We start from the raw sequence: 16,290 nt of genomic DNA on the forward strand, positions 1-16,290 counted from the left end.
ATTGATATTGTAGCCTAGTTTTCTCTTTTTAGCAAACGTTCTTCCTTACAGTGAAACAAACTCTTCTACATCTTTCACACAAAGGGCAATAGCATCCTCCCAGAAGTCTGGTTTTGTAAGGTCTACATTTAAATGCTTCATTGCTAAATCTTCTACGTTCATCCGTCCAGTATCACGTAATAATGCTATATAATCATCTTCAAAGCTCTTATCACTTTTTGTAGCATGAGCATAGATCCCTAGACTAAATAAATAACCAAATGTATAAGGGAAGTTGTAAAAAGGTGTTCCCGTAATATGGAAGTGTAATTTGGATGACCAGAAATTCGGATCATATTCGCTTAACGCTTCACAATATGCTTCTTTTTGCGCTTCGATCATTAATTCATTTAATCTATTAACGGAGACCATTCCTTGTTTACGTTCTTCATAGAATCTAGTTTCAAACAAGAATCTAGCATGGATATTCATAAAGAAAGCAATGCTGCGCTGTAATTTATCTTCCAGTAACTCTAACCTTTCTTGCTTATCTTTTGCACTTTTCACTGTAGCATCTGCTACAATCATTTCTGCAAAAGTGGATGCCGTCTCCGCTACATTCATAGCATACCTTTGATTCATACCATGTATATCATTCATGACATGTTGATGGTATGCATGGCCAAGCTCGTGTGCAAGAGTAGAGATATTGGATGTAGTGCCTGAATATGTCATAAACACTCGTGTTTGTTGACTATCTGGGAAGCTAGTGCAGAATCCACCAGGACGTTTACCGGCACGGTCCTCCGCCTCAATCCAGCGTTTCTCAAAAGTCATCTTAGCAAAATCTGCCATTTTAGGACTAAACTTATTAAAGTTCTCCATAATAAAATTTGCAGCCTCTGTATATGGTACTTTCTTAACTGTTTTTGCGATAGGGGCACTAATATCATAAATACTTAGTTTATCTTTACCAAGAAGTTCCGCCTTCTTATTTAAGTACTTTACAAAATGCTTTTTATTTCTTGAAATGGCATTCCACATAACATCTAACGTTTCACGCTTCATTCTATTTATTTTAAGCGGTTCTTTCAAAACATCTTCCCAACCACGATGTTTATATGTTTGTAATCGAAATCCAGCTAAATGATTTAGTGTTTGTGCAAATAAATCTGTATTGTCTTCCCAAGCTTTACTAATCTGCTTAAAGACATATTTTCGGAATTCTGGGTCTGGGTTACTTAATTTATTGGCTGCTTGTCCAACGGAATAGGATTTCATTTCTCCATTTTCTTCAATTTGTACTAACATTTTGCCTACGATAACTTCATACATTTGTCCCCAAGCATTATAACCATCAACCGCCAAATCATTAATTAGCACTTCTTGTTCCTTTGGAAGCATCTCTTTTGCTTGTGATCTTGTTTCATCCAGTACAAAAGCTACCTCTTGTAATGATGTATGCTGTAGTATTTCTCCCCATTCTGAATCTGGAATAGAGGCAAGTTTTTGATTTAATGTAGTATGTATCGTCCCCATCTTCGCCCCTAAATCACTGCGTTTTGCGACTAGTAGGTTAGCGTTAGTATCCTTCACATTCTGTGCACTTAAACAACTAATAAATGCAAAGGACTCCCGAAGCTTTTTCATCGTTTTTTCCAGTTTTGCTACTATATTAGCTAACTCATCAGCTATTCCCTGACTTTCCGGGTTAAATGCTTGAACAATTGTCGTTAACTCTTTCATTTCATCTTCTACTGTCTTCAGGTAGGATTGAAACTCCTTTGACTCACTTCCACCGGGAAAGATTACATCTAAATCCCATGTTTTCTCGTATTCTCTTACTTCTTGCATCAAACCTCTCCTTTATAAAAAATTTCAACTAATTAATATATTAACAATAAGTTATTCATTTTTCACTAGAAATATTTTGGAAACCGAAATATTTTATAATGGAAATAAATTGCATGAAATAAAAACCTAATAATTCTGTAAAGATATCCTGCTCCAGAAATATAATGATGAATCATACAAGATTTGGTAATCATTATTCGCAAATAGTTTACGAGGTTCTCCCCACCCCTTACCTAATCACCAATTTCAGATATATTTCTAGAGCCGATTATAGTACTTCCTTTTGAGATGACTTTATCTCCTGACAAAGTATTAGTTATTATCGATTGGAAATGGTCGCACCTGTATTTGGATGTGCATAAATTTGCACTCTTCCAAAATCCCTTGTTTCAATAATATATACATGAGCTTGTGTGCTTCCTAATATTTCATACGTTAAACCACCGAATTTCCCTGGATTTAAAAAACCTACCTCATTCCCTTTTACTGGAGATACCTCTAATGGATAGACTCGCCAGGAATTTATACTTGATGGTAAGTGTAGGTACTTATGGGTGGAGGTATTCGTGTTATTACCTCGATGTAAATATCTTCCAGTTCGTCCGTTAGTTGGCGTTATACTCGCACCTGTACTTGGGTGACCGTATATCTTTACTTTTCCAAAATCATTCGTTTCAATCGTGTAAACATGTTCTTGTGGTATATCTAAAATTTTATAGGTTAGTCCACTGAATTTTGCAGGATTTAAATAACCTTTCTCATTCCCTTTTACTGGAGCAGCATTTAAAGGGTATACTCGCCAAGAATTTTCTGAAGCTGGTAGGTGAATATAATTACCAATTTCCTCACTTGATTCACCGGTCGTACCAGGTCCTGCTAAGTTATTATTCTCAGTAGGAGGAGAGATAATGGGAATCGTAACATCATCTATCTCGCCTTTAGGCCTTCTATACGCAATCCCCACATGTTGACAGAAAGCCCTAACAACTGCTTCAGCATAAGCTAAATGATTATTCCGTAGTTGTTTAATATCATCTCCTGGTGAATCCGCAAATCCATATTCAATAATATTAGTAATAACCGTTGCCGTTTCTCGAATGATAAAGTAATAATCTTTACTTGCGTTACCTGGCAATGTTCTCGTGAAAACTCGCCGTATATTTTGTCCTTCTCTCTTTAATTCCTGTGCGATTCGCTCGGCCATTTCTTTCCCATCATAAATCGAATGAATGACCTCAGCACCATCCCCTCCCCCGGCATTTATATGATTAGAATGACAATATTTCGCCCCACTATTTCGAACAATCCTTGTTCTTTCATCAGGATCCAATGTTTTATCAATGCTCCTTGTCATCGCCACAGGTACACCGAGCTCCTTATAGCGATTATATTGATATAAAGAAATTTTCAATGTTAGATCTTTTTCCTTCCAATAACGATTAGTCCCTCCACCTGGATCGATTCCCCCATGTCCTGGATCAATAATTAAGATCGGTTTTGCCATTTAAATTTCCTCTCCTTTGCGTTGATTAATCCTTTTTCTCGTAATACATCCCTCTGCTGTAGCCCTTTCTTTGTAATATAGTTATTTTTAAACCATGTATTTAGTGCCGTTACTGTAGTAAAAAGTGAAGAAATAAGAAGCTCTAATGTCTCACTATCAAGTGGAAGAGGCGACTTGCCAAAAATAACAAGAAGCTGATTAATTAATGCAACAAACAATAATACAGTTCGAATTACTGTGCCTTTATCCATCCGTTCATACCTCCCTTCGTTAGCTTACTTTATTATTTTCATCTGTCCGTTAATTCGTCACGGCGATAAACGTTATCAATGTATTTCTACTTCTAAAATCGAAGGATTTTGAAAAAAGGAGGCAAAAGGAAGATTTTTTTACATAAATTTATCTTTAATTAATAATATTTTAATTAAAGTATATTGACTTTGAATGTTTATACAGCTATAATAAGTTACGTAAAGTAAGTAATGGATTAAATATTATTATCGGAGGGGAATTAATCATGACAAAAGCAGTGTGGAATGTTGACAAAAGCCATAGCACATTAGAATTTTCAGTTAAACACATGATGATCTCAAAAGTAAAAGGAGCTTTTACCGACTTTGATGCCACAGTAGAAGCAGACCCTACAGATTTAACCGATGCTACAATCGAATTTACTGTAAATTTGAATAGTATTGATACACGTAATGAAGATCGAGACAATCATCTTCGCTCCAATGATTTCTTTGATATTGAAACTCATCCTAAGATGACATTTGTTGCTACAGATATTAAGAAAAAATCAGATGATGAATATGATGTCACAGGTGACCTTTCCATCCGTGGTGTTACGAATCCAGTAACATTTGAGGTTGAAATGGAAGGAGTTCATAAGGATCCATGGGGAAATGAAGTAGCGGGATTCAGCGGATCTACAAAAATAAACCGAAAAGATTTTGGTTTAGTATGGAATACCGCACTTGAAACTGGTGGAGTTCTTGTAGGTGAAGAAGTTAAAATTAATATTGAAATTGAAGCACACAAACAAGCTTAATTAAATTAAGGGATTGTCTCTCCAATGCTCGGAGGACAGTCCCTTTAATTAATTTTAACCTCTTCCGATGAAAAAATTCGAATTACCATTTTTCCATCTATAGCTTTTGCCCGTATTAATATTGGGTGACTATACTCATTTTTAAATATAAAATCTGGCCCCCACCAACTTACGGTTGCATCTTTTCCTGGTGGAACATACGGAACCTTCCGACTATGGGAATACCTTTCTACAATCCGGATACCTTCTAGATTTACAGCATTAAATAAAGTGGACGATACTTGGCAGATCCCTCCACCAATGTCTTCCGATAATTCTCCTTTAACAATTACTGGTGCACGTTTGTAACCTTTTTCTACCGTACGCTTACCAACCACCTTGTTAAAAGAAAACTCTTCGCCAGGAAATACAACCGTATTATTGATTGCTTCAGCTGCTAAATAAATATTGTGCGAACGTTCTTTGTTACCTGTTCGATAATACGTTATATAATTTCCAATTTCTTTAGAACGAATATCCGATAATAATTCACTATCCACCTTTGGATAAATCTTTCGTTTCGGTACCTTCATTTCAAACGATACGTCGCTATAGAAGAATTGATAAAAGAAACGAATAAATCCTTCCCGATCTAACGTATACCCATGTTTTTCTGGAACAATAGTCCAAGAATCATCTAATGAAGCATTAATTGGAGGTACATATACCTGTTCCTCCAGACGATCCATTAAGGCATATAATTTATCCCTATCCATAAATATAGAATCCATGTAACGATAGGTGAAATCATCACGAATAATTTTCTCTTTCACATCTGTATCGGAAATAATTAGATTATTGGCTGAGATACTATCGGTAAAAACCATAATAAAGATAACCCCTAATAAAAGGACTCTTTTCACCGTGTCACCTCCTATTTTCTATTATTCGATATACTTGCTATTTCATGTATAAAAAACCACCCTACTGCCTAATAGTAAGGTGGATATGTTTATCTAAAGTCTCGATTATCTTCCATTTTACGACTAGTAACGATATAGCCAATCATTGTTGCAATGCCAATCACTAACCATTTTCCTATTCTTCGCATGACACACACCTCTTCTTACAGAATTAGAACGGACGAAATTTTCCTTTTTTCAATAATAACTTTGGTCCACCTAGTAAAAATAAATATCGATCATCCACAACTTTTTTCATTGTTGCAGCCGATTTACCATATAATTTTGTCCCATTCAGTATGGTCCCAACGGCATCTGTTACACCTAAACTTGCAACAGTCCCTTTATCACTAAATACAAATTCCTCCAAAGGCTCCTGATACATTAAAGCTCTGATATTTTGAGCACAGGTTGTTGCATGCTGCATGGCCGCTTGTGCTGTAGGCGGATATGGACGATTTTCTGCTTTATTCATTACCCATGCACAATCTCCAAGAATAAAAATGTTATCATATCCTGGTGCACGCAAATCACCATTTACAGTTACTTTTCCTTTCGTTAGTTCAAAGCCTGACTTATCTAAGATGGAGTTTCCTTTTACACCACCAGTCCATACAATGGTGCCAGCTTTAATCAGTTCGTTAGTTTCACCTACAATAAATCCTTCTGCAGTACATTCGTTAATTTTGGTTCCTTCCATTATTTCCGCACCGCGTTCTTGTAATGACTTTTTAGCATACGCTACTAAATCATGATCAAATCCAGGTAAAATAGTAGGTGCCGCTTCCACATTGATTATTTTTACCTTACCCCGATCAATGTCATACTTTTTACAAAGCTTAGGAATCTTCTCCACAAGCTCCCCTACAAATTCTATTCCAGTAAAACCGCCTCCACCTACTAATATCGCAAGGCTAGCTTCATCCATCGTCGTATCACTATGGTATCTTGCAAATTGATATTCAATATGCTCTCGAATTAATTGACAGGATTCAAAATTCTCAATAAAGAAGGCATGTTTATCCATCCCATTTATGCCGAATGTGTTAGATTCATATCCTAATGCGACAACTAAATAGTCATAGGTTAGTTCACTGTTTTCCATCAGGACCCGTTGATTGTCCTTATCTATTTCCACTACCGTATCATAAATTAACCGAACTCGATTAGGACTAATAATATCACGAATCATGATACGAACTTGATTAGGATTGATGGTACCTGCTGCCAGTTCATGCAGCCAAGTAGTTTGATAATGATAATTATGTTTATTAACTAATACAATCTCTGCTTCTTCAGGAGATAAATTCTTTACTAACTTCTTTGTTGTCATCATTCCCGCATATCCAGCACCTAGGACTACGATTCTTGGTTTTGCTTGCATATGTATTCACCCTTTTCTTTAATTTAGCTATGTTCGATACAATAAGACACACATACATAGTATTATGTATAAAGTGCCAATTATATCCATAGCTTTACTAACTTCATAAAAGATGGTTATTTTTTGTTAGACTAGCATATATATGGGATAGGGGGGATAGGTACATGCCACTTGAAACATTTCATGATCTTTCTGCTGATACCATAAATTTGCTTAAAGAAGCGATTAAGAAGAAGAAAAACAAGAATCGTTATGAAACATTACGAAACACCTCTCTTATAGGTGCTCTTATACTTTTATTGTTCCTCTTTATGATGCTCTACCTTTCAGACTTTGCCTATGTCGCAGATCCTTTTAGAACATTTGCTAGCATTCTCTCCAATCCATTTTACTTAATCATGATTGGATTACTATCGATATCATTGGCTTATTATAACTACTATCAAAAGAAGTTAAAAAAAGAGAAAGAAAAATTAAATAAAGTACGTTCTGAAGTAATGGATCACCTAAACGATTCTAATAACTTAAACCTACAAGATAAAGGTGCTGCTATTAAAGAAATGATGAAAAGAGAATATGATATCAATCTTTATGTCAAAAACAAATAAGCGCCTATGTAGAATTGGCTATGGTAATACACTACGAATATATTTTTATACCCATAACCAGATTCAAGAACCTATCTTCAATACTACTGAAGAAATATCCATAATGGTCGTTCCCGGGTAATAGAAATCGATAATTTCTCGATATGTTTTTCCTTGTTCTCCCATATAATGAGCCCCCCATTGGCTCATTCCAACACCATGGCCAAATCCTCTACCTTTCATTGTATAGGCAGACTTATGTTGCTCTAGGGAATCAATCAAATAGCTCTTAAACACAGTTCCTCCTATCATAGGACGAATTTGATTAAGATTAACATCGTTTAAACTCATCTGTTCAAACAAGATTAATCCTTCAAGCAATTGCCGCATGAAGATTACACTAATCGATCCAGTAACGCTTCTACCAGAAGCAAGTTTATCACCATTTAGTTCAAACTGATCAATCTCTAGGATTTTTATCTTACCAGGATAACCATTACGGTTTAGCCAGCTTTTGAGGGAATTAGCAATTTCTTCATCTTTTTCAACCGTTGTATCCCACCATGCTGGATTCGAAAAATCGATTGCTTCATAATCAATTTGCGTTTTCTGTAATGTAAACTCCCATGGATGGGTAGGATCGTATGGATCATCCTTAATTGGAAAATAGCGCATAGAATCGCCACCCCATACGTTAGCATTGTTTTCTGTTTTCCCACCATTACTAGCAGAATAAAACGTTTCGATTAATCGATTATCGTAAGTAACAACTTCTCCCTCGGTCTCTTCAACAGCCTGTGTTGTACTCGTATCCCATTCGTAACCACCATATACTTGAAAGCGAATTGTATCGTCAATTACTTGTTCTAGTTTCGAAACGGCATAAGTTCTTGCAGCTAAGGTTTGCGCCTTTAGCGTTTCTAGTCCCCAAGATGAAAATACTTCGAACGGGACAACCCCTTTCAAGTAATCTTCTAATGGTAATTGATTAACGGGACGTATATTCTTTTTATCCTCAATTAAAAACTCCATTGCACCAAGATATGGTCTATCATTAATATATACAATATGATTCATATCATAGGTTTGTGGAACGAGGATAAATCCCACTCCTATTCTTTGCTCTTTTTCCCCTTTTTGTTTTAAAAATAACTCCCCTTTCCTAGACTGTAGTGTATAGTTCACCCCTTTTTGTAGTTTTAATGTAGGATCTAACGTAAAAAACTCCCCTTCTACTTTAATGTTTAATTCATCGGTATTCCCTATATAGTTTACAAGCTTCACCGTCACCATATGTTCCGCACTAATTTTAACAGGAACCATTAAACAAAATACAATGATGAATAAAAGGGTAATATGTCTCATATGGATATTTTTTCAACTAGGAGAAGAATTATACATATGAAAAATAGATTGACTATCCGTACATTATTGTGTAATATCTAGTTAAGTTCATACGGTTACCTTTAAATCAGTCCTGTGAGACTGGCAAGGTGTAAAGACAGTTTAGCTGTCTATCATAATAGTAGAAATGGTCTACCCATTTCTATATTCTTATGCATAGAAGCACCTTAGCCTAATCCGGCCAAGGTGCTTTTCTTTTTATCTCTTACCTGGTAACTGTAGAGCTAATGAAACAAGGGAGAGATTCTATATGGCAAAATTCGATGAAATTCAAGTTGATCAACGGCTACCTTTCTTTCAAAGTCTACCGTTAAGCTTTCAGCATTTATTCGCTATGTTTGGATCGACTGTATTAGTACCAATCCTATTCGAGGTTAATCCTGCTACTATTCTACTAATGAATGGTATAGGAACATTGTTATACATTTTTATCACAAAAGGAAAAATTCCAGCATATTTAGGATCGAGCTTTGCATTTTTAGCTCCTGTCGGGATTGTAATAAGCCAATTCGGTTATGGGTATGCACTTGGTGGGTTCTTAGTTGTAGGGATTATCCTGACCTTAGTAGGGTTACTTGTAAAGGTTGCAGGTACCAAATGGATTGATGTTTTATTTCCACCAGCAGCTATGGGGGCAATAGTAGCCGTTATTGGACTAGAACTAGTGCCAGTTGCAGCTGCAGATGCTGGATTAATTGGAGAGAACCTAAATCCGACAACGATTATTGTTTCTTTATTAACTTTAGGAATTACAGTAATTGGATGGGTAACCTTCCGAGGATTCTTTAAGATTATTCCAATACTAATTGGGTTTATAGCTGGATACATTATTGCTTACTTCTTTGGATTGGTTGATCTAGAACCAGTAAAAAACGCTCCATGGATTGCGATGCCAGAGTTATACACGATGCAATTTGATTGGTCTGCTATATTAATTATTATACCTGCAGCACTAGTATTAATTCCGGAACATATTGGGCATTTATTCGTAACATCTAATATTGTTCAGAAAGATTTAGCTAAAAATCCTGGTCTGGATCGCTCATTCATCGGAAATGGTGTATCTACGATTTTATCCAGTTTTGTAGGCTCTACTCCAAACACAACGTACGGGGAAAACATTGGTGTACTAGCAATTACTAGAGTATACTCAACTTGGATAATTGGCGGAGCAGCTGTAATTGCTATCTTACTTTCCTTTGTAGGAAAATTAGCCGCACTTATCTCCTCTATTCCAGGGGCTGTTCTTGGAGGAATTTCTCTACTATTGTTCGGTATTATCGCCGCTAGTGGGATTCGAATGTTAGTAGAAGCAAAAGTAGATTATAGTAAATCCCAAAACTTAATTCTAACTTGTGTAATTTTAGTTATCGGTATAAGTGGCGCCACGATTCAAATCGGTCAAGTCGGACTTTCCGGAATGGGACTTGCTACTATAGTTGGAATTCTATTAAGCATACTATTTAAGTTATTTGATATGCTAAAATTATCTAATGAATAAGAGATACGTAAGAGCTAGATATACTTCCTCAGAATAAAATAAAGAGGTTAGGACTGAAGTAAAAATGTTATAAGGAAGAATCCGAACCACCTTTACTGGTTCGGATTCTTCCTTATTATTACCCCTTATGTCTCATCTCTATTTACTTTTCAAACTCCATTTTCCAAGCGTAATAATCTTTGTCTGGATTTTTTTCATAGCTTAAATAAGCGTTAAATTTCTTCCCTTGTTTACTCGTTAATCCTTTAACATAGGCTTTTTTATTCTTTAAGATATTCTTTACCATTGTCTTGGTAGGTTTTTTTCGTAATGCCTGTAAGTATTTATCGTTTTTCCATATGACAAACTTACACCCTTTTTTCCAATTACTACATCCAAAGCCTTTCCTACCTTCAATAATGTTTCCACCACAATTCGGGCAAGTCCCAAGTATTTCATGACTAGGTTTCGCTGCATTGCTTTTCACCTCATGAATCGTGACTTCCTGATCTGCCTTAATTATTTCAACTGATTCTGTCGTAAATTTATAAATCGTTTCAAGGAATGCGGTTTTAGGAACAATACCCTTTTGAATGTCAGAAAGTGTCTTTTCTAGTCTTCCAGTAAATTCAAGGTCAAACAATGACTTTACTGGTAGCGTTTCTACTAATTTCCTTCCAAGCTCTGTACTGATAAGATTTTTACCTTGTGTAGAAATATAGCCTACATCTTTTAGTTTTTTTATCGTTTCTGCTCTTGTAGCAGGGGTACCTATGCTAAAACCGGTTAAAATACTACCAACTATTTCTTCGTCGTCCTCATCATACCCTTTACCACAAGTTTCCATCACACGTAGAAGCGTTTTTTCTGTATGAGGCTTAGGTGGTTTCGTAACATGCGTTGTCACATCGGATTCAGCTACCTCCACCAATTCATCTTTCTCAACTAATGGTAGCAGCTTATCTTTCGAATTAATGCTCTCTACCTTCTTCCAGCCCTCTTCAAGTTGCACCTTCCCTTTAGATTCAAAAATCCCGTTTAACTCGACATCCTTAATCTTCGTAATTAACCTTGTTTCTTCGTACACTGCTATCGGCATAAACTGCATAATAAAACGATTCTTAATTGCAGTATATATAATTTGTTCATCTGCTGTTAACCGCTTCGGTTTCATATATGTCGGAATGATTGCACTATGGCTTTCCACCTTGGTATTATTAAACACCCGTTTTGTTTTCATAAATTTAATTTCATCTTTATATGGCAGCTCTTCTGCTAGTGTTTTGAGAACTCTAGCAGTTTTACCGACTAAACTTTCCTCTAATGCTGTACTAGATGTTCTCGGATAGGTAATAAATTTCTTCTCATACAAGGACTGAGCAACTTTTAATACTTTATCTGAAGTCCATCCCTTATATTTATTCGTAATATACCCTTGCAAGTTAGATAGATTAAATAGAAAAGGTGGAAATTCTTTTTTCTTTTCTACCTTTTTGTGAGTAATAACCGCTTCTTTTTGTTGGATTTGTTGATTTACAATTTCAAGTGCTTCCTTTTGCTTAAACTTCTCTCCTGATTCTTCTACATATGTACCCTCGTACAACTCATTATTATTCGTTTTAAATGTCGCTACTAACTTAAAATAATCTTCTGGGACAAAGTTCTCTATTTCTTTATCACGATCATATATAATCTTTAAGGTAGGTAGTAAGACACGACCAATATTAAGTGCCTTTCCTCTTCCTTTTTGATATTTCAGCGTTGCAACAGAGGTTAAGTTAATTCCAATCAACCAATCTGCCCATTGTCTGCTAACTCCTGCATCTTGAAGAGGACGTAATTCATCATTTGGTTGTAGTGATTCAAGGCCACGTAGGACCTCATCCTTCGTCCATTCATTAAGTAATAATCGGGATACAGGCTTATTTAATCGAGCCCGGTAAATAATACTATCTCCAATCAATTGCCCTTCCCGATCAAAATCACATGCGGATATAATTTCCACTACATCTTTTCTTTTCATCAATTGATGAATAATAGCTAATTGCTTCTTTGCCCCTTGGTCTGCCCATTGTCTATTTTTCGGATTGCTCTTTACTTTGTACTCAAATTTAGTCGGAATAAACGGGAAATGTTCCATTTTCCATCTAGCCATTTTACTATCATAGTCTTTCGCATCATAGAGCTGTAATAAATGACCAAATGCCCAAGTAATAATATAATCATTACCTTCATAGTAGCCGTCTCTTTTACCTTTAATCCCTAGAGCATCGGCTATATTCTTTGCTACGGAGGGTTTTTCTGCGAGAATTAATTTCAAACTTACACCTACTTTCATTTTTGAAGCATATAGGAAGGGAATCAGATAAGTATTCGGAGGATAAAAGATGGGTGAATCTATTATACTAATAAATAGCGGAAATGTTAACAGAGAAAATAGAATATGGAACACTCACTTTTTTGCAAATAAAGGGTATACTTGTAGAAAATAGTCTAAGGAAAGGAGCAATGAATATGTTAGCTACTATCGAAAAACAATCCAATGAATTTTTAGTAACATTTCAACCCCACTTAAAACATTCAAAAATGGATGTATGGGAAATGCTTACCAACAATGAACGGTTAGCTCTTTGGTTTGATGAGTTACAGGTTATTAAGCTGGGAAAAGGGGGATATTTGCACTTTGATATGGGAGATGGAACATTTCAACGAATAGATATAATCGACTTCGAGGAATATGAAATACTAGAATTTACTTGGGATGACAATTTCGTCCGTTTTGAACTATTAGAAGCGTCTGATGGGTGTAATTTAGTACTAATTGAAAGAATTACAGAAATTACGGAGCATACTGCAAAAGACATAGCTGGATGGCATGTATGTTTAAATGTTATCCAATCTATCTTAGACAATGAACGAATTAATTCTCGAAAAGAACAATGGGAATATTGGTATGAAAAGTACACTAAAGCTCTAAATTCCTACTTATAAATGGAAGTAAAAAAAGCAAAACAATCAAGAAGAAGGGATTGTTTTGCTTTTTTCCGTAATAATAAATTCTACTAATCGGTCAATGATTTGTGGCCCATCTTCTTCATCAAGAAGATTATTCAGCATTATAGAGAAAACCAATTCTTCCCCTTGACGAGTCGTCAAATAGCCTGATAGGGTACTAACCCCCATTATGGTTCCTGTTTTTGCAACAACTGGTAACCCATACATTCTATCATGTAATGTTCCACCGATCATTCGGTCACCATTACCAGCCACCGGCAGAGATCGGTAGAAACTAGTAAACCAGTTTCTATCCTGTATACGACATAACAAATCAGTTATGACATTAGCTGGAATTAACGTAACGTGTGAAATTCCAGATCCATCTCGAATTACTAGTTTGCTTGGATCTATTCCTATATCTTCTAAATAGTTATTTAATACTTCTAAACCACTTTCCCAACTACCCTCTCCTCTTTTTACCTTTCCTAATTCCTTAATGATAATCTCACCATGCCCATTATTACTAAGCTTCATAAAAGGTATAGCTAATTCTCTTAAGGAAATAGAATTCCTAACAAAAAGTTGCCTGGCGTCTTTCGATGTCTCACCCCGCTTTAACTGACCAGTATAATTTATCCCTACCTGTTTCAATGAGCGAGAAAAAATTTCTAAAGCATACTCTGAAGGTTCCCAAACGGAGACCCATTTATTTATCGTTGCAGAATATTTAGGGATAGTCCCTTCTAATACAACATTATTATTCCCGTGTTGACGTGTAACCGTAATATCAGCCTCTTCCTCACTGCCAATCTCTAGGGTAACTACCTTGTTTGTTATAGTTATGTATTTCGTGTAAGGATTCAATACAATCTCTGGTCTATCTCCTACATTATCCCCTGGTATTATCGTCAGCATTACCGTACCTGAATCATAATCCTCATTTGGTGAAACAGTTAAGGCTGATACTTGGGCACCATAGTATTGATGTTCATCATTCCAATTTAGATCCTGAGATAATCGAACTGCATCATACCATGTATCGTCACCAATGATATTGCCGTTTATTTCTTTAATCCCATATCCTAGTAATACCTTAGCTAATTTTTCAAAATCAGCTTGTAACAAAGTTGGATCCCCTTTACCTTTTATATACAAATTACCATCTAATCGATCTCCAACAATATCACCATCCACCCATAATTCAGTTGGAAAAACATAGTCTTCTCCTAACACCTCTAATCCTGCTGCACAAGTAAATAGTTTCATATTGGATGCTGGGTGCAATCGAGTATTACCCATATGCTCATATAACAATTGTCCAGTTTCTCTCGAACGAATACTGACCCCTACTAACGCTCCTTCCAGTTTTGGTTCAAGTTTTACTAATTCTTCAAATCTAGTCCATTTCATGTCCATTTCTCTACCCCCTTTTATCATTTCCATTAAGACTTCTTATTTAAATCCAATTCACTCTACCCTATATTTAAATAGAAAAATTTAGGAAAAATTTCCTAAAAAACAGCAAAACTAAGCCATTTTTTATATATTTTCATATTTTGTTGAATATTGTCACTATTATATAGTATTTTATCCCTTTTTTGATTATAATGAAAGCCGTGGAGGTGAAAAAATGGGAATTAATTTGGGAAAGTCAATTAAAATCAATCGATTACGAGCAAATATGACACAAGCAGATTTAGCGAATGGAATCATTTCTGTATCCTATTTATCTAAAATAGAGAATGGTACGGCTGAGCCAACAAATGAAATAATGCAGCTATTAAGAGAAAAACTGAATCTTTATCAGGCTAATTTAGAGGACCAAATTACAAATCAAACTATTATTAAATGGTTTCTACATTTACTCCGCTCTCATAAAGAAGAAGCGATCAGACTATATGATCAAATCAACTTTGCTTTACCTAATGGAATCGATAAGCAACTGCTTTCATTAATAGATATCCATAAGCTCTGCTATTATGTTCTAGTTAATAATTTGGAATCAGCCGGACAACTTCTCATCTCCCTTCATAAAAGCTCCAAGAAATTCAATGACATAGAAAAATACTATTATTATAAATTTGCAGGAAACTATTACTATAAGCATCTTACTTATAAAAAATCCCTTGCGTTCTATCAAAAAGCTGAAAACCTGCTTAATCCCGAGCTGTTCCATCAAGATGAGGAAACCCATAATCTATATTACTTAATTGCCTTAGCAGCTAGTAAAAATAGGCAGACCCATTTATGTTTACATTATTCTAATAAAGCATTGAAATATTACCAGAATAATTATGAATTAAAAGAATGTGCAGAATGCCATATTTTATTGGGGATATCTTACAGAAGAATTAAAGATTTTGAGCAATCAAAAACAAATTACAATCAAGCTATTAAACTTGCTAAAAGGCTTGAAAATAACGAGACATTAATACTTTGTTATCAAAACTTAGGTAAATTGTTTTCATCTATTGAAAAGTCAAATGAAGCAATTAAGTATTATAAAAAAAGTTATGAGTTGAGAAAAAATGCAGCGATTCATAGAAAGCTTACTCCTATTTCTAGTTTAATGAAGGAGTATTATAAAACCGGCGACTTAGAAAACACCAAGAAATGGCTAGAAATTGGGACTAATTTATCTAACGAAATTAACCCTAATGACTCAATTCATGTTTATGAGTTTAAAGTTTACCATTATTTAATTAATGGGTTTAATGATTCATTTGAGTCTTTAACAATAGATCACATCATACCTTTCTTCAGTGAAAAACAAATGCATTTTGAAGCATCAACTTATATAAAACTTTTAGCAGACTATTACTTTGAAAATAGAAAGTATAAATTATCTGCAACTTATTATAAAAAGCTAGTTAACATTCATGATTTATCTTGAAAGGAGGTGACTAAGAATGAAAAAAGTTCTATTCTTTGCTTTAATTTCAGTAGCAATACTATTTACTAGTATCTCATCGAGCAGCTTAGTTACTTACAAAATCTATGATTTAGCAAATAACGAAGAACCATATCCAGGTTGGACAAAGGATTAATCACTACAAAAAAAAGATGTGTATATTTCCTTGCCTTTAAAAGATAAAAATTTGGAGAAATA

General features: G+C 35.1%; 14 protein-coding genes. 6 read left to right on the top strand and 8 right to left on the bottom strand.

Annotated elements, in window-relative coordinates:
• Positions 1-45: 45 nt before the first annotated feature.
• The 3 genes from MKY78_RS01140 to MKY78_RS01150 form a co-directional block, all read right to left on the bottom strand.
• Positions 46-1,833, bottom strand: a complete 1,788-nt coding sequence (locus MKY78_RS01140; protein WP_339215546.1) for a M3 family oligoendopeptidase — start codon at positions 1,831-1,833, stop codon at positions 46-48.
• A 319-nt stretch (positions 1,834-2,152) separates the two neighbouring features.
• Positions 2,153-3,337 carry an N-acetylmuramoyl-L-alanine amidase gene (locus MKY78_RS01145; RefSeq protein WP_339215548.1) on the bottom strand — a complete coding sequence of 395 codons (1,185 nt, stop codon included), beginning with the start codon at positions 3,335-3,337 and terminating at the stop codon, positions 2,153-2,155.
• Positions 3,319-3,588, bottom strand: coding sequence for a phage holin (locus tag MKY78_RS01150; protein ID WP_339215550.1), 270 nt, complete (start codon positions 3,586-3,588; stop codon positions 3,319-3,321). The genes MKY78_RS01145 and MKY78_RS01150 overlap by 19 nt, the downstream gene beginning before the upstream one ends.
• Positions 3,589-3,854: 266 nt before the next feature.
• On the opposite strand from MKY78_RS01150, the gene MKY78_RS01155 reads away from it, so the two are divergent.
• Positions 3,855-4,388: a YceI family protein gene (locus tag MKY78_RS01155; RefSeq protein ID WP_339215552.1), complete on the top strand. Its 534-nt coding sequence runs from the start codon at positions 3,855-3,857 to the stop codon at positions 4,386-4,388.
• A gap of 44 nt (positions 4,389-4,432) precedes the next feature.
• On the opposite strand, the gene MKY78_RS01160 is transcribed toward MKY78_RS01155, so the two are convergent.
• Together MKY78_RS01160 and MKY78_RS01165 are read right to left on the bottom strand one after the other, a co-directional pair.
• Positions 4,433-5,290: a VanW family protein gene (locus tag MKY78_RS01160; RefSeq protein WP_339215554.1), complete on the bottom strand. Its 858-nt coding sequence runs from the start codon at positions 5,288-5,290 to the stop codon at positions 4,433-4,435.
• A gap of 211 nt (positions 5,291-5,501) precedes the next feature.
• Positions 5,502-6,713 (bottom strand): NAD(P)/FAD-dependent oxidoreductase, encoded by a 1,212-nt coding sequence (locus tag MKY78_RS01165; protein WP_339215555.1) that lies wholly within the window; start codon positions 6,711-6,713, stop codon positions 5,502-5,504.
• A gap of 164 nt (positions 6,714-6,877) precedes the next feature.
• Here MKY78_RS01165 and MKY78_RS01170 point away from each other — a divergent pair, with 164 nt between their 5' ends.
• Positions 6,878-7,321, top strand: a complete 444-nt coding sequence (locus MKY78_RS01170; protein ID WP_339215557.1) for a DUF2663 family protein — start codon at positions 6,878-6,880, stop codon at positions 7,319-7,321.
• A 63-nt stretch (positions 7,322-7,384) separates the two neighbouring features.
• On the opposite strand, the gene MKY78_RS01175 is transcribed toward MKY78_RS01170, so the two are convergent.
• The gene (locus MKY78_RS01175; protein WP_339215559.1) at positions 7,385-8,665 is read right to left on the bottom strand and encodes a SpoIID/LytB domain-containing protein; all 1,281 of its coding nucleotides are present in this window, start codon (positions 8,663-8,665) and stop codon (positions 7,385-7,387) included.
• A 289-nt stretch (positions 8,666-8,954) separates the two neighbouring features.
• Here MKY78_RS01175 and uraA point away from each other — a divergent pair, with 289 nt between their 5' ends.
• The gene (gene uraA / locus MKY78_RS01180) at positions 8,955-10,205 is read left to right on the top strand and encodes a uracil permease (protein WP_339215561.1); all 1,251 of its coding nucleotides are present in this window, start codon (positions 8,955-8,957) and stop codon (positions 10,203-10,205) included.
• A gap of 142 nt (positions 10,206-10,347) precedes the next feature.
• Here uraA and MKY78_RS01185 read toward each other — a convergent pair whose 3' ends face one another.
• The gene (locus MKY78_RS01185; RefSeq protein ID WP_339215563.1) at positions 10,348-12,504 is read right to left on the bottom strand and encodes a DNA topoisomerase; all 2,157 of its coding nucleotides are present in this window, start codon (positions 12,502-12,504) and stop codon (positions 10,348-10,350) included.
• Between the two features lie 194 nt (positions 12,505-12,698).
• Between MKY78_RS01185 and MKY78_RS01190 the strand changes: the two genes are divergently transcribed.
• A complete protein-coding gene (locus MKY78_RS01190) occupies positions 12,699-13,175 on the top strand; it encodes an SRPBCC family protein (RefSeq protein WP_339215565.1) in 477 nt (158 codons plus the stop codon).
• A gap of 24 nt (positions 13,176-13,199) precedes the next feature.
• Here the strand turns inward: MKY78_RS01190 and dacB are convergent, their stop codons facing one another.
• Positions 13,200-14,597, bottom strand: a complete 1,398-nt coding sequence (dacB, locus tag MKY78_RS01195; RefSeq protein ID WP_339215566.1) for a D-alanyl-D-alanine carboxypeptidase/D-alanyl-D-alanine-endopeptidase — start codon at positions 14,595-14,597, stop codon at positions 13,200-13,202.
• A gap of 214 nt (positions 14,598-14,811) precedes the next feature.
• Between dacB and MKY78_RS01200 the strand changes: the two genes are divergently transcribed.
• Positions 14,812-16,074, top strand: coding sequence for a helix-turn-helix transcriptional regulator (locus MKY78_RS01200; protein ID WP_339215568.1), 1,263 nt, complete (start codon positions 14,812-14,814; stop codon positions 16,072-16,074).
• 16 nt (positions 16,075-16,090) lie between these two features.
• Positions 16,091-16,228 (top strand): hypothetical protein, encoded by a 138-nt coding sequence (locus MKY78_RS01205; protein WP_339215570.1) that lies wholly within the window; start codon positions 16,091-16,093, stop codon positions 16,226-16,228.
• The last annotated feature ends 62 nt before the right edge of the window (positions 16,229-16,290 follow it).

Source organism: Ornithinibacillus sp. FSL M8-0202 (assembly GCF_037975285.1).
Lineage (GTDB): Bacteria > Bacillota > Bacilli > Bacillales > Amphibacillaceae > Ornithinibacillus > Ornithinibacillus massiliensis.